Source organism: Pseudomonas sp. Marseille-Q5115 (genome assembly GCF_916618905.1).
Lineage (GTDB): Bacteria > Pseudomonadota > Gammaproteobacteria > Pseudomonadales > Pseudomonadaceae > Aquipseudomonas > Aquipseudomonas japonica_A.
Map to the genome: position 1 here is coordinate 4782701 of NZ_CAKAKI010000001.1, position 20450 is coordinate 4803150.

Sequence of the window (20450 nt, forward strand, 5' to 3'; positions counted from 1 at the left end):
TGATGGAGAGGGTGCGCATTGACGAGCCCATGCAATTCACCTAGTACATGACAGCAGCAGTCGTGCAGGTCTAGCCCGGCGGGCTATTGCCTGAATTGCCGACCCAAACCCAGCAATTCAACCCACTCAGGATCAATTCTGTGCCTATAGCCTCCAAGACTGCCCTGCAAGCCGCGCTCGATGAGCAAGTCCTCGTTCACACTCAGAATGGTTTTACCACCTACACGGGTACGTCGAGTGACGACGTAATTAATGGTTCCTATAAGCGGGATCATTTGTTTGGTGGTGCCGGGAACGACACCCTGAATGGCCTGGGTGGTAACGACCATGTATTGGTAGGCGGTGCAGGAGTCGATACCCTCACAGGCAGCGCAGTCAATAGAGGCTCGGTGACATTCGTGTTCACGTCGCTCACCGACAGCTACGCCAATGCCGAGGGCTCTCACTCTGACCTGATAACCGGTTTCAGCCCATACGATAGATTGGACCTAACCGCCCTTGGCTTGGAGCGGATCGGTAACGGCCACAATGGCGACTTGGCCGTCAGCTATGACGCTGCAACGGACATTACCTACCTGCGTTCGCTGGACAAAGACGCCAGCGGCAATTTCTTCGAGGTGCGCCTGGCGGGCGATTTTCAAGGCCAGCTAAGCACGTATAACTTCGCACTGCGCCACGACGGCACAGCCGGCAACGATACCCTGGATTACAGTTTCAGCACCAAGCAATATGCGCTAAATGGCCTGGACGGCGACGATACACTGACTGGCGGGAAATTCACCAACGTACTGGATGGCGGCGCGGGTGCTGATCACCTGATCGGCAATAGCGGCTACGACACTTTCCTCTACCACCAGCTCAGCGACAGTTTCGTCAACGACGCCTCGGGTGTGACCAGCGTTGACCTTATCAGCAATTTCAACCTGTTCCGTGGCGACGTGTTGGACGTGTCCGCGCTAGGCTTCACTGGCCTGGGCGATGGCTACAACGGCACGCTGAATTATACCTATGACAAAACCGCAGGACATTTTGTGGCGCAGTCGTTCGAAGCCGACGCCCAGGGCAACCGCTTCAAGGTGTATATCGACCAGGACTACCGCCACGGTAACGTCGCTTACCAGGATGCCGATGGTTTTATCTTCGCGGGTGATAACTACTCTGACGAAGCTAACCAGACCCTGACCGGAACGCCGACCTTTGATACCCTCTATGCGGGAAGTGACGGCGGTATTCTGATCGGCGGCGGTGCCGGCGATGCGCTGACGGGTAGGACTGGGGTAGATACCTTCCGCTATCTAGACAGCAGTGACAGCGTTCAGGGTGCCGCTGACCTGATCACGGACTTCGATGTGACCCAGGACAAGATCGACGTGGCAGCCCTCGGCTATACAGGCCTTGGCGACGGCCACGATGGTACCTTGAAGCTGGTTTACGACACAGACCTGCACCGCACCTATCTCAAGGACTACGACCTGAATGCCGAGGGTCAGCGCTTCGAAATCGCTTTGGAAGGCGGCTACACCAGGACATTCACCGCAGCCAACCTGGTTGTCGCGAGCACCGTTTCAACAGCCGAGCACGTTCCTGATGCGCCTATTGAATTAGTAGGTGTTGCGCCTAGTGATATCCATGCTGCTTAGGTGAGGAGCCGCTTTAGGTAGTCGTCAGTAGGCCTTCCCTACTGTCGGCTACCGTTCCAAGGTTGCCGTTAACGAACGGCTGCTATGGGTCGATTGCAGCCCGTCCTGATTATCAGGATCTCGTCCCCTTCAGAGCTTGAAAAGCCATGACGTTCCTAGACGTCGAGCTAGCAGTCGGGCCGACAGCACGTAGTAGTACTGCGTTGCCTGACTGTGTTCGCTCAAGCGATTCTCAAGAAACCACACCACATGCTTCTTTTGCCAAGACACCATTCATGCACGCAACCTCAAAGGCTTCCATGAGCTACGAGCCGCGTATGCGTGTGACCGCTACGAGGAAATTACCCAACATCGCGCACCTATCAACGGTGGTGAATGTTGCCAGCTGAATCCGCGGCTCGATCATGAGGCGCGGGAGCAGATCAGCTATGAGCTCGGCCACCGTCGGATCGATGTGGTCGCTGCCTACATCGGAGGGCGGCGATGAGTAAGCCATTCGATATGGAACTGTTCTTGGCTGGCGTGCTGATTGGTTCGCACGCAACGCGGCAACGTCATGTGCGTCAGGCGAAAACCATTCAGGTTGCAATCGCAGAGCGCTGGCAGAGGGAAAACCCTTGGACAAGCAGGGCGGACGATTTCCTGAAGAATGCTCAAGTAGCTTTCGTTCGAAGCAATGAGGCTGCGGCTACCAGCAGGCGACACCTGCTTCGCAAACTCAAGCGCGCCACGAATATGGTCGTCCACCGCAATCCAGCGATGTGCTTATGCACCGGCGCGGCCGCCTTCGGTGCCGTCCTGAATGTTGATCTTGGCTAAGCTTTCGGCCTCGCGGCTCAACCGTGGCAGGTCAGCCAAGATGGCCTCACGCAAACGCATACCTGTTGCTCGTGCCAGCTGCACGATCGCCGCGGCCCTTAGATGTTGACGGCTGCAAAGCGCTTCGACTATTCGCTGTATGTGTTCGCGATCTTGGCCCTGCGGCACCGATTGACGGACCCCGGTGCGCTGCATACCCAACGCCTTGCTCGGACTTGGCACTTTCACATACTGATCACCGCGAAGTGCTGCCATTGTCCTGTTAACGCTGGATAGCCTGTTTTGCACAGTGCTGATAGCTAGGTGGCCGTGCTCAACCAGGTCGCGAAGGTATGCGGCATAGTTCGACAACACCTCGCGGTCAATCTGCTGTGCATCGTTGACCCCGGGCCCCGCTTCAGACCGGCACCACTTCACGAATGCCCGCCACCGGTCACTGTGCGCCTTGACCGTGCCGTAATGTCCACCATCGAACATATCCTTCAGCGCCTGCGGCCCTGCGTAGCTCAATTGCCTGCCGTTACCGAAATTGCAGCCGTCGCGCCTACCCACCAATGCCATATCAGTCACCTCATCTTCCGATCTCCGATCCTCGCCCACGTCCTCCCGCCAAGAATGCTGACTATTATCATGGATCAAGGCCCCTGCGACCTATGGGGGGATGTCCTCTAACGCGGGACTGGCGGCTCCTTACAACCGGAAGCAAGGCCACCTCATGATCTGGCCTCCTGAGCACCGATACCGGTGCGCGGCTGGAGGCTGCATTGGCTGACGAAACCAGCGCCGCAAGATCCTGAGTCGGGTGAAGGCAGGTATGTGGTAACAAGGGCATACCTAGCTGTAAGCCAGGTGCAGTCCATCGACATCGCTGTTGCGGGTGACATCGGATTTGTCAGGCCGATTGGTGAGCCTCTTGGCGCGAATCACCTATTAGACGACCCACCCTCTAACGCTTACACCACCTCATCCAACCCACCCAGCGCCCGCTTCATCTTCTCGTGCAACGGACCCAGCAAGCAGTGCAGTGAGTCTGGATAGATAGGCTGTGCCTCGGCGGTACCTAGTAACTGGAGCACCAAATCAAGGGCGCCAGACACGTCCCGTAGTTCGCCAGTAACACGGTTCAGATGCTGATGTGTTTCGCGCAACTGTTCCAACCGATGCTGGAAGCCGGCGGTGGGGTAGGGCAGGCAATCGTCGGCTGCAATGTGGGCAAAGTCTTGGTGCAGTTGCTTCAGCGATACGGCACTCATTCGGCACCTCTCGCGTTATTCACAGTGCAAAGGGCGGTCATAGCCACGCGGTGGCGGGCGAGGGCGCGAAGGCGGGACGTAATAAGGGTATTCATGCTGAGGCTCCGTTTACTAAGGAGCTGCCAAAACCGTCGCCAAACGATTGGTGGCAGCTGTACGCAGGTTGGCGAACCGGGGTAAACGGAACCCGGCAGACCCGAAGGTCTCCCGCGCACAGCCGCCATAACACAGCCGCGCAGGCACAAAAAAAGCGCCTACGGTCTGGTGGGGCGCTGTCGCGCCGTTTACTGATCGGGTCGCCAAACCCGGCCGCTGGATTGACAGCGACGGCGTGACTCTACGAGCGGGTGCCGGGCCGAGTCAAGGCGAGCAGCCTGCCAGTTGTTTCGACACGCTTCGGCCTGACTCCGACTCGCAACTGTTTGGGGCTGAATCCACGCAGAGTAGGGTAGGCCTCATTCGCGAGCTGCCGCCGGATGGCCGGCCCCGCCGCTTCCCACAGGGTACCGATGTCTGGCAAGCGCGGATTTTGTAAGAGTAGGCGAAAGCCTGTGAACATTCCTGGGCTACGCCTCACGGCTTCCCCGGTCCCACAGGTACTGCCGCGGCCCGGCCCAACCTCGATCCTCCCCAAACAAAAAAGGCCCACCTTTCGGTGAGCCTTCTTCGGTACTGCGTATGGTGCCGGCACCAGGAATCGAACCCGGGACCTACTGATTACAAGGAACCTAGGCACAAGAGTGAAATCAAGGACTTACGTGACTAATTTTTACGGGGGAGATGCGCCAAAACCCGCGTGTTATGCGGGTTTCATTGGGCTTTTTACGGGGAAATTGTCAGTCGGAAGAGGGGTTTACCAAGGGGCGGCTCAGGTCGTAGACGTCCATCATTGAGTCATCCCGGTGTCCGCTGGCTTCCTGCTTGTCGGCACGATTGCCGGGGGTATCAGTGATGCCTTTCCGCTTCAAGTCATGGAGGCCGAAGCGATCCTCGGCCGCTATCGCGCCATCCTCGATCGCAGCTTTCATGAATCGCTGCCAGGCTGTGTCCAAACTCGATTTTTTCAGGGCACCGCCGTGGCTGGCCACGATGATGTATCGGCGATCCGAACGGATCGGGATAGCTGTGCCTCGGCTAACCCATACCTTGGCACGACACGCCTTGGCCCCATCCCAAGCGGCGCGCAGTCTTGGTGTCCACCGCACGATATTGTCCCGGCTTCCCTTCCGGCGGTTGGTAAGCACGCCTTCAGGCAGCTCATTGGCATCAGTGAGGGTGATCGTTTCGATGCCACGAAGCCGGCACAAGTACGATATTTCCATCACAAAGCCAAGGTATCCTGGGCAGCCGCCTTTTTCATTCCGTGCAAGCATTCCGCGGGCTTTGGCACGGTCTATTAGTGCAGCCATGGCAGCAGTGGCCGGAAGCCTTCGTTGCTTACGCTCAACCGGTGCCTCGATACCCTGAGCAGGGTTCTGATCCAGATACCCACGGTTGCGCGCCCATTGCATCACTCGACGAAGGTAGCGGAGAACATGAGCTGCTTTGGATGGTGTGCCTTCATCCGCAATGCGGTCGATCAGGCGTTGAATAAGAGCTGAAGTGAACCGGCGTGCAGTCAGCTCGCCCAGCGGCTTGCCCACCTTGGTTGGGATGCTCACGAGTACCTGGCGGCAATACTGATAGTCCTTGCGGGTCGAGGCGCTGAGCTTTTTGTACTGTGCACTCGTTTCGAACTGGTCGCAGATGAACCGTAGCGTGCCGCGGTCGGCGCCGGCCCGGTCTTGCATGATGTTGTGCAGCTCGGCCAACGTAACACTTGCCGGCGCTACGTTGCGCCGGCGTTGCTTGTTGTCGTGATCCAGGTCGAGGGTGTACCAGGTACCCGAATCGCGGTGATCAAAGTAGATTCCACGAGGAAGGGCGCTCTGGTCTACATGCGCAGGGATATGCGGATTGTGCTTACGCGGGCGGCCACGCTTCATAGGATTTCGGGGTCGTAGTGCTCGGCGGCGGTACTTCCCATACCACCTGCCCGGTTGATCAAATCAATAGTTGTCCAAGGCCCGGTCCGGCCCCTAAAGAGACGAATCCCTTGCTCGCTCAGTGTGCGCTCGACATCAGCCCGGCGCTGGTAGCCGGTAATGCGCTGCAGGTCCTGAAAACTCAGCACGTCTGTCGCTGGGTTCATATGAGATTTCTCACGCAACGCCCGCCGTCATTGTGGACCAATGCCGGCAGGCTAGTTAGCAGAAGTTGCTGGTGGGTATTCTAGAGCGCCTCGGCGCCGGGCTGCTTTACCTGGTACTCGGCCGCGTCGCCGAGCCTGCCGGCCGTAGCAGACACAAACACAATCGACTGCGGATCTATGTCGATCTTTCGGGCCAGTGCTTCCACAGCAAGTTGGGCGCTGATAGATGAGCTTGCGGTTTTGCCCGCTGCCCGAGCCGTGTAGCTACCGGCGCCGTAGCGCACAAGAATCGAATGAACACGATTCGCCACGGCCGGCGTGGTAGCCTCTGCGGCACCATCTACTGGGGTTTGTACTTGCATGGTTCTTTCCTCTGGGGTGGTAGGTGCCCAGGAGTTGCCGCTCCTGGGCGCCGCATTCATTTCAGGTTTAGGGCCAGATCGGTTAGCTGCGGCAGGGCGAACAACAGCGCCAGGACCAAAACGACAACTGCGCTGGTGGTGATCGCCGTGTTGGCCACTCCAGGGCTCTCTACCTGGTAGTCTTTGCGACCGGCCATCAGCGAGCCCCCCGAGTTTTCTTACGCGGGACGCTGAGGGAGATCTCAGTGCCGTCCACTACTGCATACAGGTCGACGTCAACGAGGCGGTAGCAGCCGCCCAGACCGCCAGCCACGACGTAGCCCATCGCGTCAGCGACGATCGCCACCGGAAACGGGTAGGCGTCGCCCTTTTTCATCATCATTTCAGCCTGGTGGGCGTATTTGCTGTCTTCCCGGATTCGCGCCACCAGCTTCGGCTGATCCTCGAGCTCCAGGTCGATGACTTCGTCACTGCTGAAGCCATCCCATGCGGCCGCTGTGAGAGGGTCGACAAAGTTGCCGTCCCCCTGAGCCTGCAGGTCATAGCCTTTGCGCTTTGCCCACGCCTCGAAGGCATAGAGCTTGGTCAGGTCGATCATTTGTTCTGGCATGGTCCTTTCCTCTGGGGTTGTGAGGCCGCGGTTGCCGCCGCTAGGCCTGGAAAATCCAGCACCGAACCTTCGGTGATTTGGTGTCTCGGCTGTTGTATTTGGTGGCTTCGTGCTCTCGAACGGCGCTGTCCACTACCCGGTTTTTCTCGATGAATTTCTTGGACGTTGAGTGCTCGAGCTGTGCACGCAGCTCAGTTAGGTCAGCCAGTTTCTGCCGGTGCTCTGCGGCACGTTCGGCAAATTCATTGAGGTTGATGGCGATGAGGTTCGGCTTCTTGCTGTGGTTGACCACCGGGCCGTCCGCATCCAGGCCTTGGAGGTACTCATACACTTCCCAGAACTCCGAAACGATCGCCGGGTCAGCGCTAATCGCTTTCTGGCGCTCCAGGGCGCAGTTGATGAGGCATGTGCGGGTAGCCCTAAGCTGGGCATCGTTAAGCTTCACGACGTGCTGCAGCGCATCCAAAAGGGCGAGCATCTGGGCATGGTTCTTGATGATCCGCTCAACGCGGATATATCCACGCTGCTTCGAGCCACACGCTTGGCAGAAGGCCGCTTTGTTGCCTTCGTGGTAGGCCGTGTCGCAGGACGCACAGTGCGTATTCAATTGCCGAAGCTTTGCCTCGTAATGGGGGATACGCTCGGCCACGGTGTCGAGCACCTGGGCTTCACGAGAAATTGCCTTGAGCAGGAAGTGGCTCAGCTTCTCGCCTTCCAACGCATTCAGCCGATCCGCTGCCGCCCGGCTTTCGGGCGTCACCTCAGGGCGCATGAAGTGCAGCTTGACGATACGGGTCATGACTGCTTCGGACGCCTGCACAGCAGCGTTTTGGCTGATCGCGATCGTCCCGCGAAACGGCGGCTCGTAGGTTTCGTTGCCCGACGTTTTCACGCCTTTGGTAGCAAGCGTGCCACCGCCGAAGAAGTCCTTGAGCTCGTCCCATTCGAAGGTTTTGGCGTGGGCCTTGTCGTCGCCGCCCGTACGATCCGACTCCAGCAGCACCACGGGCATGTTAGATACCTGCCCCATGAGCCGGCTGCGGCCGGCCTTGGTCGATTTGGCGGGATCGAACCCTTCATAGCCCGAGCGTCCGAGCAGCTTCCACAGCAAGCTGAGCAGGGTGGTCTTGCCGGCACCGGCCTCGCCAGTCGCTTCCAGGAACGGAAATGACTGGTACCGGCCGCGGATCTGTTCGGCAAACAGGGAGCCGAAGTAGAAGGTCAATGCGACCAGGCCTTGAGCCTGGAAGCACGTCCAGAGCAGCCGGAGCCATTCTTCGTTATACCCCTCGGATTCCTTGGTGATACGGATCGGCACTGCACGCTGCAGGCTCTTGAGGCGGAGCTTGCCGAACTCGAAAAACTCTTCGTCATTGACCGCAATGATCTGGCCGTCTTTCACCGCCATGTCGCCGTATAAGTAGCAGCCGTATTCCTTGCTGTACCCGACATAGTCGATCGTCTGCACGGTTTTCAGGCCAAACAGCTGATCCTTCATGATCTTGTCCAGCTGCTGCCCGCTTCCGGTGAAAACGGCGCCGGCGGCCATCCCCAGCAGGCGTTTTTTGAACTCACTGGCCGCAGCCAGCTGTCCGCCCGTGAAGGTGTTCTTGATCGCCTCGCCGTCGTGTGGGAAGTCCACGCGGAAGAAGTACCAGGACTCGTCGGTAACTTCGTTGCGCTGGAAGTACAGCGCCTGCGGGTAGCAGTTGGCGATTTCCACAACGCCGCCAGACATGGCCAGCGCCTTTTCGCGGCGCTGCTTGTCATTGAGCTGTTGATCTTCCTGCTTTTCGCTGCTTTCCAGCGCCTGGAATGCGCTGTTGTATTTGCTGATATCCAGCTTCCACCAGTACAAACGGGACTCGTGCCCGAAGTGGAATTCCTCCCGCTCCCGCCACTGATACATCAGCAGCGCTTTTTCCGTAGCCGACTCGGCGATGAGCAGGGCACCGTTGTAGCGCGCCTCCTTGAGGTCAGCCTCGATACGCTTTTGCAGCTTGTCCTGGTCGTCGAGCGTGGCCCAGCGCTGGTGCAGATCGTTCCAGTCAACCTTGCGGCCTTCGCGCTGCGGGATTTGCGCGGCTTCGCAGACGAAACCCATGTCGCGGGCTTGCCTGACCCATTTGCGGGTATAGCGGTGCGCACCAGGTTCATTGTCCAGCGCCCAGATCAGTCGCGGGAGATCGCCTGCACGGTCCCGCGCAAGTTTCTGCAGTGAGTCTGCCGGGAAAGCATTTGATGACATGGCGGACACAGCGCACACACCGCGCTGAACCAGAGCAATGGAATCGAAAATGCCCTCAACAATCCACAGCTCGTCGCAGGTGCTGAGGTCGGCGTGCTTGCACGCCCACCAGTACCCCCGCCAGCTTGCACCTGGTTGGAAGCGGGCTTTCATCTTGCCAAACCGGTGAGGCTGGTCGATCAGGCGCTCCCAGTAGCCGCCGTGCTCGAGCGGGAAGCGAATGGTAGCGGACCCGATGTTGCGCTTGGCGTCGTGGAAGTGTTCCTGGGTAAATTGGCCGGAAATCAGCTCTATATGCAGGCCGCGGGCGAACTCCAGGTACGCCCGGGCGCTGGCCAGCGGATTTTCTTCGGTTGATGGTGCGCGCCGGCTCCAGTCATCGAACAGATCCGGGTACAGCTCCTTCACATGCCACTGGGAGCCGCAACGCGACTCACGGCCGCATTTGATGAACCAAGGGTTTTCATGGCTGCTGTACAGCTCTTTCTTGTGACACTGGGGGCAAGTGCCACCGCGCATGAACTCGGTACCGGCGCGGTGCTTGAGGCCATAGTCGTTTTCGAGGCGCGTCAGTACATCTGCGCGCAGTTGGTATTCCATGGCTTTCATCGTTACGCGTGCTCTTTCATGGCGGCCCTGAGGGCGCCGAGGGTTTTCTTTTGGGCAGCCAGAGCGGGGTAGGCCGCCAGGATTGCGCCGGTACGTAGTCCGTCAGGAATCAGGCGAAACTGGTCGTGATACCAGGCCTCCTGAATGCTCTGGCGGAGCCGCTCGCGCAGATCCCTTTCCAAGGCTGTAGCCAGCCCAGGTTGAAGCTCCATCCGTACAACAACGCCTGAAATCATGGCTTTTCCCGGATTCAAGATGCAGTTCACCCATACCCACGAGGACGCGGGTTGGTTGGTAACTAAGGGTTAATGCGCGCCGCTAGGGCAGAGGGGGCCGGGGTCGTCGATCAGGACGCGAAAGATAAGGGCTACAGGCAACCTGTAAGTCAGGCCAGTGGCAGGGTCGGTGAGCACGGCGGTTGATTCGTTGCTGTTGGCAATGTCCAGGTAGCGATGGCCACCGGCTGCGCTGAAGGTTTCGTGCACACGGCCGGCAATAGCTGCAGCGGAGTTTTCTTCCACGCCATGGAACTTGCGCAGGTGATCGGTGGTCCGATTGACCAGCTCTTGATCGGTACTCAAGTGCTGGTGGTGGTTGCGTCGCAGGAAATCCATGGCGGCGGTTTCCAGGGTGCTGCGGTAATCAGTCATATTGTTGGTCGGCAATTGATTGTTCATCACGCGCACTCCGCTTCAAGTAGGTCCATCTGGTTGTCGCTATCTCGCTTCATCGCTGTGCGTCGGACTGACAGCGGTGCCTTCGGTAGTTGGACCGAAGGGTTGGGCATCCCTGAAGGGCTCAGTTCGTGGGTCATTTCGAACTGCGCCTTACAGGACCAGCCGCATACTTCGTTGGTGCACTGCAGGTAAGCGAGCCGCAGAAAAATATGCGTGCCGTCGCTCGAGCGAATCCGCATCTTGCCGTGGCAGTGCGGACACACCAGTTTGTAAGTGCTCAAGTTGTCTCCCCGCCGCCAGCGCGGCTTCGGCCTGGGCCGATAATTGGCGGCGCTCCCTGCGCCTACTACTGATCCTGGTTTCCCACCCGCAAGTTATTTACGGTGCAGGATGATCACTGCGTTGATTTCCTCTGTACGTGCAGCCATGTGTGCCCGGTGGGCTGCGACGATCTGCTCGATTTCGCGCTCGTCGATCACCCCGTCCTTCAATGCCTCGGAGATGATCGTGTCCACTACGCCGCGTTTGAGAGCGGTCCGGACAGAGCGGGTATACAGATCGACGTTGTCCAGTTGACCCGGTTCAGCTAGGCGAACAAAAACCCCTCCGTAGAGCCCGCACAGGTAGTCCGGCAAGTGGGTAGTGCCGCATTCACGTTCCAGCACCAGAATCTGTTCATCTGCTAACGGGCGGCTTCCGGCGCTTTCGTAGGCATGGTTGTCGAACTTCTTGACGGTCATTCCCAAACGAGCAGCTGCGCAGTCCCGTCCCCCTGGGTAGCTGCGAATCACTGCGCCTACGGCTTGGCGGCGCGTCTCTAGAATTGTTCGCTTCATACTCTCGTTTTCCTAATGGCTGCTTGCCACTACTCTTCAATCACGCCGTCTTTGATGCCCAGCAGCACCGCTGCCCGGTGCGCCTGACCACGGCGTCCCTTTTTACGTCCGTTCAACAGATCGCTGACCAAATTCTTGTTCAACTCATGTTGTCGGCAGAATTCCGCAATGCTGATGCCCCTTCGGTCCAGCTCTGCCCGGGCTTGCTCTGTGGATAGGGTGGTAGGCATAGTGTTCTCGTGTGTTGTTTTGTGTTCATTAGCGCTCATTATGAACAATTTACTGTTCGTGTAAAGGTCTATTGCTTGAATAATTGTGCATCGGATGCGACCGACCTTCAGCTGGTTGGCGAGCGGCTTCGCGCTGAGCGCTTGCGCCTGGGTTTTAACCAGGAAGAGTTCGCTCAATTTGGCGGGGTAAACAGGAATACTCAGGGGAGCTACGAGCGAGGCGATCGGAGCCCCGACGTCCGCTACCTGAATGGGGTGGCCGCACACGGAGTCGACATAATGTTCGTTGCCGCGGGCCGCAGGCACGCTCCTCAGGACTCCGAAATCACCCCCGAGCTCCACGAGCTCTTGGCGTTGTTTCCGCGACTCTCGCGGGAGAACCAGGACATCATCAAGCGCACGATGTTTGCCCTGGCGGCAGCGGACGGAGCGCTCGACTCGCCGCGTAAATGATGTCCACGGAGGGCCGTACGACGGGCCTTTAAGGCCAAGCCCAGTTGTCGGAAGTGTTACTGCGATGTACTGTATGTAAATACAGTAATGGAGTCCGGCAGTCTCATGGAACCGATGTGCGTCACCGCAGCGCCTACAAACCCTATTCCCCACGCGTTTCATCCTCTCTCGGATGCGGAAATCACGTTCCTGACGGCCTACCGCCGGCTTCTGGAGGCGGATCGGTTGAAGGTAGGAACCATCGTGGGCGCGATGCTTGGCTTTTCCGGTCCCTTTGAGCTTTCCCAGTCTCGTCAGCTGCGCTGAATCTTCTGCAGGGCCGCCTCCGCGGCCCTTTTTGCATTCCCCTTGCTCGCATACAAGTGCACCAGGCGCAGCGGCTTCGACTGATCGCCCACGGTGAGCTCCTTCTGCTTGCCCGTCTTTTTTTCTCGCCACCAGGCGACCACACCGGTGTAGTCGCCAAGCTTCTCTTCAACGAGGCCGCCAATGTCGCTCGCATCCGGAAGTTTGGACTCAAGCTCCAGGCTGGTTGTGAACGACTCCGACGTGAAGCTATGGCTGACGTGGGAGCCCAGCCAGACAATCGCGGAGATTTCTTCCTTTATCCCTTCGAGCGTGTACGTCAGCTCGGGAATCAGATCCGGGCGGCCCTTGGCCAGCTCATACGACAGCGTTGCCGTGCCGCGCTGCAGCCGGTTCCACTCCGCGCGGGCCGCTACCAGTGCGCTGGGGGCGTCCGTGTAGATGTGCCGCAGGCTCTTGAGGTTTTCACCGCCGCCGGCAATGGCTTCCTTTTTGTCGGCGCTGTTTATTGCGTAGTAGTAGGCCCGGACGCCGGTGTAACTGTCCCGGTCGGCCTGCAGGTACCGGTGACGGTCGCCATCCTTGCGGTTGAGCGTGATATGAGGCAGCTGTAGGCCGCTGACGGTGGCGGATTTGCCCACAGGCATGAAGAGCAGCCGGCCGGCCTTCACCGTGGCAATAGCGTCATAGTCGAGGCCTAGGCGAGTAAGCAGGTTGGCGTCCGATTCATTCGTCTGGTCCAGGTGAGCGATTTTCAGTGCACTGAGCGCGGTGCTGACGACCGCGCCTAGACCGTAGGCCCCTGCAATCGCCTGGACGATGCCTAGCAGGCTCTGCCCGTGCCAGCTGCGCTCACGCTTTACTTTCAGGCCTGCCCGCAAATCCGCGCTACGACCACGAATGCTGAGCGTGTCTGGTGCCCCGCTGTGCTCCGTTTCATCGACGATGAACGTGCCCTTGTCGACCAGCCCGGTATCGCTCCATCCCAACCACAGCTGAATCTTGGCGCCACGTGGGGGAATGGCGAGCCTGCCGTCATGGTCGGAGAGCTCGATGTCAAGCTGATCGGCCTCGATCCCGCGGTTGTCGGTCACATGGATACTCATCAGGCGTTTTTCGACCATCGCCGTAATGTCAGTACCGTTCACAACTACACGGCACTGAGGCACCGGATACGCGGTGAGCTTATCCATATCCAGACTGCCCGCACCGCCCTCAAGAAGGCTTCTGGCGTCCGCAACAGCGCTATCTATCAGGCCTCTGGCGGAGGCAACTTCGCTTTTGAACAGCTCACCGATGCCATTGGCTGAGTCCTGGAACAACTCCGATACCTGGTCCACCCCGGTTTGAAGCAGGTCGTCGACAGCCATCACATCAATACCCTGCGCAGGACGTTGCCAGCGGTGCTGGTCAGGGTTCCCAGCAGATCGACCTTGCCATCGTCGATGCGCTGCAGCGTTAGCGTGAACTCGATGCGCCGCGCAGTACCATCGCTGAAGAACACGCTTCGCGTCTCATGGAGACTCTCGATCACCCAAGCGCCATAGATCCGGCCGGTGCCCTCTACCAATGGCCAGGCTTTCCCGGTATCAGCCATGTAGCGCAGCGTATCCAGGCTGAGCGCCGTCCCGGCCAAACCCGGGATAAGCACGCCAGGGAGGGTGATGGTGTCGTCGCCCCGTCCCGCGAATTGCCGGGCCGGGTTGGTTCCGATTCGCGACGTCGAAGCGTGGCGCCACTCGGTTTGCCGCTGAAATTCCTGATACACAAGGGTCTCAAGTGAAAACAGGAACATGCCTAGGGACATCATCATGGTGGGTTACCCGTGGTCGTTGTCGTAAAGGCCACTGCGCCCGCGGACGCTTCTCGCGCGGTCACGGCGGTCAATCTCGGCGCTGACCAGGCGAGCGATCGCGCGCTCGTCCAGCCCTGCAGGGGGGTGAATGTTGATTTCGTAGGTGTTGCCGCCGGCAGGGGCGTAGGCCGCCATGGAAATCGCGCTTACTGGTGGGCGACTGTCGACACTGATCCCCTGGGCACCGGCCGTAATCCCGTTTGTGCCTACCTGGATCAGGCCGTTGCTCATCGCCTGCATTGCGGCAAGAGGCTGGCTGGAGGCGGCAGAGAGGCCCACGGCGAGCCCCGCCATGGTGTAGCCGCCAAGCTGGGCGAATACCCGGGAGGGGCTGTGGATATCGAGCTTTTCCTTGAACCAGGCAATGGTGGCATCACCGACGTCGACGATCGCATCCTTGACCTTGCCTAGGCGGGAAGTAATGCCGGTGATCAGCCCATCCAGGATCATTCCCCCGAACTCGCTGAAGCGCGTCGGCAGATCGACGCCAAACCAGCTCATTACGCCGGCAAAGGCTCGGTAGAACAGCCCCAGCGGGCTGAAATTGGCGATCGTGGCCATGATCCCCGCGATCCCTCCGCTAAAGCCCTGTGTGATTTCTGCCCACAGGCCCAGGAAGAAGCCCTTCACCTTGTCCCAGTTCATGATGATCAGCACAACGCCGGCGACCAGACCAGCCACCAGCGCAGCAATTGCCAGTCCGACCGGCCCGATGGCGACGCCGAACAGGGCCAAGCCGTACTGCAGCACGGCAAAGGGGCCGATCAAGCTCGCCATCACGAGGGCGAGGCCACCGAACACGCCTGCCAGAAGGCCCACGGCGATGACAATCTTGGCGATCCATTCTGCTGTCTGCCGGTTGTTCTGTACCCACTGCACGACGCCCTTGATCACCTCGGTGATCTTCACCAGCGCAGCGCTGTACAGCGGCATGAGTACAACGCTCATCTCTAGGTAGGCGTCGTGAAGCTTGGCCTGCATTTCCAGTTCCTTGCCTGACGCCGTGCCCATTGCCTTGCTGTTGAGGCTGTCGATCCCGTCGGCGCCGGCGTTGAGGGCGGCGTTTTTATGGATCTGAGCGCGCTGCAGGTACATCTGCGCAAACAGGTTGGAGCCGGTCCGGTTGGAGAAAATGGAGCCGATTGCGTCGATGATCTTGTCGTCAGAGGTGATGCCTTTCTTTGCTAGCTGGGGCAGAAGGACTTTTTCCATCCACTCAAACTGGTCACGGCGGAAGATCTCAGACCCCTTCAGGGCTCCGACGTCCAGGAAGCTTACCTGCCCCACCTTGTCGTGCTTCACTCGGCTTTCGTCTACCAAGCCAAGGTTGGCCAGGTTGCCTGCAGCACGCTTGGTGGTGCGACCCTGATACAGGTTGGAGTAGGCGCTCATCATGGCGGTACCCACCCTATGGCCACCCATTTCCTGCACGAGCGGCTCCAGGTTGTAGTAGAACGCCTCGTTGCCCATGCCCTTGGCCGCCACGCCACCGGTCTTGATGACGTTGAGCCATTCGCTGCCCTGGACCCTGCCGCCGGTCGCCGTGATGATCCGCTGGATCATGTCGGCCTGGTCGTGGAACGCCTTTTCATCCTTGAGGCCGCCGCGCAGCTCAACGACCTTGAGCATATCCATGAACTTCTTGGTGTTCTCTTCGCCGGCCTCGGAGCCAAACAGCGCTTCGTTGGCAAACTTCATCTTGGAGAGGGTGGGCGCGACCATCTCGGCGTGGTGAGCATCCGCGAAAATTGTCAGGCCATCCCGCATCAGCTCCAGGTTGGTGAGCTGGCTCGTACCAAAGGTTTTCATGTCCTTGGCGAATTTAATGGCCTCTTGCGTCGACTTTTCGCCCAAGCCCAGCGCCGCGGTGCGGTTCATCTCGGTTTCGTAATGCTTGCCTTCGTCCAATGGGGCTTTGGCGGCATTGAAGATGCCGTAGGCGTAAGCCGCCCCGGTTGCTCCCATTGCCGCGGTAGGCCCGGCGACGCCCATAAGCTTGTCCTTACGGGCCTTGATGCCGGCGATTTGTCTTTTCTTCCGACTGTTCGCCTCGAGCTTGGCGGTCTGCTTATCAATAGCCCCGTTTGCGGAGGCTATGCCTTCGCGAAGGCGCCGGTTTTGCGCGTCCAGGTCGCGTGTGCTGATCCCGGCGGCCTGCAGCTTGTTGCGTAGCTGCTGCAATGAGGTTCGCTGGCCGTCCAATCGCTCTTTCAAAGCCCGTGAACCAGCCACAGCCTTGTTGAAACCCTCCACCATTTCACGGGTAGGGGCGCCCGCTCTGGCGATGGAACGCGCGTAGGAACTCGCTTTTTGCTGGGCGGTAGCCAGAGCCTGCGCGGTTTGGAGGGAGCCCTGCTTGAGGGCTGCGAAGCTATTGACGTCGGCCTGGGTGCGTTGCAGCGCCTTCAGCTCATCGCGAGCTGCTTTCAGCGCCCTGGCGGTATCGGTGGAACCGGACGCCACCTGCTTCAACGGCTTGAGCATCTTGGCCACCTGGGCCTGCATCCGTACTACAAGCTCCAGGCGGTTGGTACTCATCGCTCATTGACCTCGCTTCGTTCCCGGGCGCGTTCGCGCCATTCCATCAGTTCTGTCAGCGACAGGGGGTCCATGGCCGCCGGCGGCCAATGGAAAATCACGGCGATATCTGCCATGGCATCCTCTACGCGGAGGGGGATACTTCCTCCAGGACCGATTTCGGCAACAAAAAACCGGACATCTCGTTGCCCAGCTGCATGAAGTCGGCTGGGTCCATGCGGCGCAGCTCTTGGTCAGTCAGGGTCGGCGTGGTAACGCGCGGCAGAACCTTGATCAGGGCATTCACATCCAGCTGCAGCACGTCGGTCAGGTTCACGCCGCGCAGCTCGCCAGCCTGGGGCTTACGCACGTCAATGGAATTGATGGTGCTGTCACCGCGAACGATGGGGGTGTCCAGGGTGACGGTCTTGGTGGTGCTCATAGGTATTTCTCCAGGGGAAGATGAGGGCGCGACGGCGCCCTGGTCAGGCAATTACAGGCCGATGTTCTTGCGGTGCGCCGCCAGCATGTCGGTGCCGTTAACGTTGAACACGAAGTTGAGCAGGTCGATTTCTATCTCGACGTTGCCGTCCACGGTCAGCTTGTAATAGCTGCAGGCGGTGGTGATCTTGTTCTCGGTGCCTTCGCCGGGCTTGGCCTCGCCCATATCCATCTCTTCGTGGCGACCCCGGACAACCACCTCGACTGCCGACGTATCGCCGGTGTCGTCACGCTGGTAGGAACCGGCCCAGCGCAGCAGCACGCCGTCTGCCTTCACGGCACCGAACTGGCGCAGGACGGTCACGTCCAGCCCGCCCAGTGTCCATTCCATCTGGATACCGTCGTCACTGTGGCCAAGGTCGGCTTTAACGGAGCCATCCATACCACCGCCGCGCCATGCCTCGAGCTTGCGCCCGAGTTTGGGCAGGGTGACGCTGCCGCATTGGCCGACGTAGTTATTACCGTCGTTGAACAGGTTCATGTGTTTGAGCTTTTTCGGCAGTGCCATTGGGGCGCGCTCCTACGGCGCGGCTGGAGCCGCGCGGTTGAATGGGTGTCAGGCGGTGATGCGGCTGGCGAAGTCGACCAGGTACTGGTCGGTGATGCGCTGGCGCAGCAGGAGGTTTTCAAGCGGCGGCACAGGCGTGTAGTCGTAGTCCAGGAAGAGCTTGCCGGCCTTGAGGGTGTCCTTGTCGTTGGCCGATTCGTCGTACCAGGCCGAACCGCCAATCAGGTAGCCCTGGCGCACCAGCTCGCGGAATTTCGCGTTGATACCCTCCAGAATATCGCGAACCAGGCTTGGGTTCATCGGCCCGTCTACCGCCCAGAATTGGGCCTCTGCCATCGTGTCAGCCAGCACCTGAGCCGTGCGGGTGTAGTTCTCGAAGGCAAACAGCGGATCGGAGCTGCAGGTACGCGAACCCCAGAAGCGGTAGCCGTCGCGCCGGATCAGGGTAGTAACGTCCGCAGCGTTGAGCAGGCCGGCGTCGGTCGCCGGATCCTGCAGATCCCAGTGGATATCCTTGCTGATGCCGGTGACGCCATTCACCGCGACGTTCGAAAGCGTCTTGTGCCAACCGGTCTGCTCGTCGATCTTGGCCCGCAGGCCCAGCGCGCGGGCTACCGCAGCCGCATTTACATCAGCGCTCGTGGCCGTGTCCCAGCTCACGAAATCCGGCCAGATGAGCATCAACTCACGCGCCCCGAAACCTTCGCGGTAGGCGATGGCATCCGAAACGGTTTCGCAGCCGAAGGCGTTGGCGTAGACGAAACCGCGCAGCTTCTGCGCAATGCTGGTGAATTCATTGGTCACAGCGAGCGTGTCCAGGCCCGGTGCGCCGAGAATGCGCGGTTTGACGCCCAACTGGGACTCGGCGGCCAGCAGGGCTTTCATACCGGTGTACTGGCCAGAGGCAGTAACGCCACCGATGACATTGCTGGCGGTAGCGGCGGCGTCGGCGCCTTCTGCGACACGCACCACTACCGTTACGGGGCTGGCGTTGTCGGCGATCGCGTCCAGGCTCTTGGCCAAGGTACCTTTCTCGCCAGCTTTGCCGCTTGCAGTCAGCACATCGGTGAGCAATACCGGGCGGTTGAGCGGAAAGGCTGCGGCGTCAGCGTCATCGCCGGTACAAACCATGCCGATAACGGCCGTGGAAACGGTTCGGATGGGGCGGGAGCCTTCGTTGATCTCGAGGACTCGCACGCCGTGGTGGTAATCGGTAGCCATTGGGTGTTCCTGCGCGTAGGTGGCGATAGGGCGGAGATTGCCCCACTGGCCATGCGCGCGCGACGCTGGAACTTTGTACAGCGGCCGTTTACAACTTTACATCTGGATGGACATGCCTAAGTTCTCGCAGATTATCCGGATATCCCCGCATGTAGCGGCTCATGCTGTGGCCGTAACCGAGGTCGTTGGTCTCCCAGTCCCACATCTGCCAGCCGCACTCAATGAGATCTGAAGCAAGGAACACAAACTCCAAGGTATCAGTAAGAAACGGCATAAAATCCAAAGTACGGTCGACATTTGGAAAGCTACTGCCATGTACAAAGTAGTTTCGCACCTTGACCGCAATAGAAGCTACAAATGCCAAATCTGGCAACGGGGTCGGCATGGCATCCTGAATTATGGATACTCGATGTTTACATTTCTGAGGGAGTGAAGGCTTACTTAAGCGGCCTAGGGCACCGAGAACAGAACTGCGTTCAGGGCTGTCCGGTAGTTTGTAAAATATGCCCCTACAATTTTCTTTTGCTGCCATTAGCTCCGGCGTTAGCGTATTGAGCTTGGGCGTAGCTCCCTCCGGCAATATATCAAGCATATTCGCTGCTGCTACAATCCGATCTATGTCATAAAGCGAGGCCTTAACTTGGCACGCAGCCCACCGATATCTGGGGATATGCCATTCCTTGTGTCTAATCAGCCATTGCTGTATGACACGAAAAAATTCATCAGGTCGCCTAATAGCGTCTAGTGGAAGGTCTCCACGGTGGATATAGCCTCCATCCTCCTCTTGTACTTGCTCAATCGTAGTTACAAGCGAAAGTTCTTCGGTTTCGTTTAGGTAAAGTTTTACCGATCTGGTCTTCTGAGTTCGTCCCGCGATAACGGACATTAGGCAGGCTAAGTCTTGGATAGCCATTAGGGCGTCATTAAGTAATAGCCCGGTTTCGAATTCTATATTTATGTATACCTTGTTGCGAATCTGGAGACCTTTGAAACCGCCAAGGGTTGTCGAGGGGGAGTTTTCAGCCCAAATCCTTCCAATTATCGTATCAATTTCAAAGATCACGTATTTCCCGCTGAAATAGCAAATCTGGGGATGATCGCCGATGTTTACATTCCTAATCGCATTTTCCTCGATCAATGCTTCGGCAGTGTCTTTAGTGATTCTATTGTAATGGAAATCTCGCAGGTCATAAAATACGCTGGCCATGTCCCGGGTTCTAAATCGTGCTCTGGTTATCCGGGTTGAATCAGGAAATATTTGGCCTTGGCCTAATAGGATATAGGAGGAATAAAATTCCAAGGTGACGCTTTGCAGTTGCGCGAACCTAATTGTAGGACCATGGGAGATACAGTCTATAAGGGTTATCTTCTCGCCCGTGTGAGACGTCCCGTGTATCGTCTGGTTGCCAATGTTATTAGGCCTAATACTGCCGCAATAGACTGTGAGAACGCTTTTGTGTCCCTGAATCTTAAGCTTGCCGGGAAAGGTTTCTCCAGACTGAAGCGTAAAATCTCCAGTGATTGTTCGTTTCTTCATGTGTCTTCCTCGGCAGTGAGGGCTAATAGGCTACCAAAAAAAAGCCCCGCCGAAGCGAGGCAAACTCTCCCCAGAGT

Annotated in this window: 24 protein-coding genes and 1 pseudogene; 4 read left to right on the forward strand and 21 right to left on the reverse strand. The window is 58.7% G+C overall.

The features are described from left to right. The first annotated feature begins 140 nt into the window (after positions 1-140). The 3 genes and pseudogenes from LG385_RS21885 (at position 141) to LG385_RS21895 (ending at position 2459) form a co-directional block, all read left to right on the forward strand. Positions 141-1640 carry a M10 family metallopeptidase C-terminal domain-containing protein gene (locus LG385_RS21885; protein ID WP_225775881.1) on the forward strand — a complete coding sequence of 500 codons (1500 nt, stop codon included), beginning with the start codon at positions 141-143 and terminating at the stop codon, positions 1638-1640. Between the two features lie 274 nt (positions 1641-1914). Then, a pseudogene (locus LG385_RS21890) lies at positions 1915-2127 on the forward strand (integrase); the annotation flags it as partial. Next, positions 2124-2459 carry a hypothetical protein gene (locus LG385_RS21895; protein WP_225775882.1) on the forward strand — a complete coding sequence of 112 codons (336 nt, stop codon included), beginning with the start codon at positions 2124-2126 and terminating at the stop codon, positions 2457-2459. The pseudogene LG385_RS21890 and the gene LG385_RS21895, both read left to right, overlap by 4 nt. Here the strand turns inward: LG385_RS21895 and LG385_RS21900 are convergent. The 13 genes from LG385_RS21900 to LG385_RS21960 form a co-directional block, all read right to left on the reverse strand. Further along, entirely contained in the window at positions 2406-3029 is a 624-nt protein-coding gene (locus tag LG385_RS21900) for a hypothetical protein (RefSeq protein WP_318781415.1), read from the reverse strand. The genes LG385_RS21895 and LG385_RS21900 overlap by 54 nt on opposite strands. Positions 3030-3412: 383 nt before the next feature. Continuing rightward, positions 3413-3712 carry a DUF1484 family protein gene (locus LG385_RS21905; protein WP_225775883.1) on the reverse strand — a complete coding sequence of 100 codons (300 nt, stop codon included), beginning with the start codon at positions 3710-3712 and terminating at the stop codon, positions 3413-3415. Positions 3713-4548: 836 nt separating this feature from the next. After that, positions 4549-5697 carry a tyrosine recombinase XerC gene (xerC, locus tag LG385_RS21910; protein WP_225775884.1) on the reverse strand — a complete coding sequence of 383 codons (1149 nt, stop codon included), beginning with the start codon at positions 5695-5697 and terminating at the stop codon, positions 4549-4551. Next, a complete protein-coding gene (locus LG385_RS21915; RefSeq protein ID WP_225775885.1) occupies positions 5694-5903 on the reverse strand; it encodes a DUF4224 domain-containing protein in 210 nt (69 codons plus the stop codon). Before LG385_RS21915 ends, xerC begins: the two co-directional genes overlap by 4 nt. A gap of 80 nt (positions 5904-5983) precedes the next feature. Beyond that, the gene (locus tag LG385_RS21920; protein ID WP_225775886.1) at positions 5984-6265 is read right to left on the reverse strand and encodes a hypothetical protein; all 282 of its coding nucleotides are present in this window, start codon (positions 6263-6265) and stop codon (positions 5984-5986) included. A gap of 56 nt (positions 6266-6321) precedes the next feature. Beyond that, on the reverse strand, positions 6322-6462 hold the full coding sequence (locus tag LG385_RS21925; protein ID WP_225775887.1) for a hypothetical protein: 141 nt from the start codon (positions 6460-6462) through the stop codon (positions 6322-6324). Next, positions 6462-6875, reverse strand: a complete 414-nt coding sequence (locus LG385_RS21930; protein WP_225775888.1) for a hypothetical protein — start codon at positions 6873-6875, stop codon at positions 6462-6464. The genes LG385_RS21925 and LG385_RS21930 overlap by 1 nt, the downstream gene beginning before the upstream one ends. Positions 6876-6915: 40 nt before the next feature. Then, positions 6916-9723, reverse strand: coding sequence for a toprim domain-containing protein (locus tag LG385_RS21935; RefSeq protein WP_225775889.1), 2808 nt, complete (start codon positions 9721-9723; stop codon positions 6916-6918). An 11-nt stretch (positions 9724-9734) separates the two neighbouring features. Continuing rightward, the gene (locus tag LG385_RS21940) at positions 9735-9968 is read right to left on the reverse strand and encodes a hypothetical protein (protein ID WP_225775890.1); all 234 of its coding nucleotides are present in this window, start codon (positions 9966-9968) and stop codon (positions 9735-9737) included. 69 nt (positions 9969-10037) lie between these two features. Continuing rightward, complete coding sequence (locus LG385_RS21945; protein WP_225775891.1) at positions 10038-10409, reverse strand: hypothetical protein; 372 nt, start codon at positions 10407-10409, stop codon at positions 10038-10040. Then, positions 10409-10690 carry an ogr/Delta-like zinc finger family protein gene (locus LG385_RS21950; RefSeq protein WP_225775892.1) on the reverse strand — a complete coding sequence of 94 codons (282 nt, stop codon included), beginning with the start codon at positions 10688-10690 and terminating at the stop codon, positions 10409-10411. Before LG385_RS21950 ends, LG385_RS21945 begins: the two co-directional genes overlap by 1 nt. Before the next feature lie 93 nt (positions 10691-10783). Then, on the reverse strand, positions 10784-11245 hold the full coding sequence (locus LG385_RS21955; RefSeq protein WP_225775893.1) for a YmfL family putative regulatory protein: 462 nt from the start codon (positions 11243-11245) through the stop codon (positions 10784-10786). Positions 11246-11274: 29 nt separating this feature from the next. After that, on the reverse strand, positions 11275-11475 hold the full coding sequence (locus tag LG385_RS21960) for a DNA-binding protein (RefSeq protein ID WP_225775894.1): 201 nt from the start codon (positions 11473-11475) through the stop codon (positions 11275-11277). 21 nt (positions 11476-11496) lie between these two features. Here LG385_RS21960 and LG385_RS21965 point away from each other — a divergent pair, with 21 nt between their 5' ends. Continuing rightward, positions 11497-11928 carry a helix-turn-helix domain-containing protein gene (locus tag LG385_RS21965; RefSeq protein WP_225775895.1) on the forward strand — a complete coding sequence of 144 codons (432 nt, stop codon included), beginning with the start codon at positions 11497-11499 and terminating at the stop codon, positions 11926-11928. A 293-nt stretch (positions 11929-12221) separates the two neighbouring features. On the opposite strand, the gene LG385_RS21970 is transcribed toward LG385_RS21965, so the two are convergent. From LG385_RS21970 to LG385_RS22005, 8 genes are all read right to left on the reverse strand, one after another. Next, positions 12222-13490: a phage late control D family protein gene (locus tag LG385_RS21970; RefSeq protein WP_413247388.1), complete on the reverse strand. Its 1269-nt coding sequence runs from the start codon at positions 13488-13490 to the stop codon at positions 12222-12224. A 113-nt stretch (positions 13491-13603) separates the two neighbouring features. Next, positions 13604-14047: a phage tail protein gene (locus LG385_RS21975; RefSeq protein ID WP_225775896.1), complete on the reverse strand. Its 444-nt coding sequence runs from the start codon at positions 14045-14047 to the stop codon at positions 13604-13606. Between the two features lie 6 nt (positions 14048-14053). After that, positions 14054-16573 (reverse strand): phage tail tape measure protein, encoded by a 2520-nt coding sequence (locus LG385_RS21980; protein WP_225775897.1) that lies wholly within the window; start codon positions 16571-16573, stop codon positions 14054-14056. Between the two features lie 50 nt (positions 16574-16623). Further along, entirely contained in the window at positions 16624-16743 is a 120-nt protein-coding gene (locus LG385_RS21985; protein WP_225775898.1) for a GpE family phage tail protein, read from the reverse strand. Between the two features lie 8 nt (positions 16744-16751). Next, positions 16752-17048 carry a phage tail assembly protein gene (locus LG385_RS21990; RefSeq protein ID WP_225775899.1) on the reverse strand — a complete coding sequence of 99 codons (297 nt, stop codon included), beginning with the start codon at positions 17046-17048 and terminating at the stop codon, positions 16752-16754. A 51-nt stretch (positions 17049-17099) separates the two neighbouring features. Next, a complete protein-coding gene (locus tag LG385_RS21995) occupies positions 17100-17615 on the reverse strand; it encodes a phage major tail tube protein (protein WP_225775900.1) in 516 nt (171 codons plus the stop codon). A gap of 48 nt (positions 17616-17663) precedes the next feature. Next, a complete protein-coding gene (locus tag LG385_RS22000) occupies positions 17664-18836 on the reverse strand; it encodes a phage tail sheath protein (RefSeq protein WP_225775901.1) in 1173 nt (390 codons plus the stop codon). Positions 18837-18924: 88 nt separating this feature from the next. Then, a complete protein-coding gene (locus LG385_RS22005; RefSeq protein ID WP_225775902.1) occupies positions 18925-20373 on the reverse strand; it encodes a HEPN domain-containing protein in 1449 nt (482 codons plus the stop codon). Positions 20374-20450: the final 77 nt, after the last annotated feature.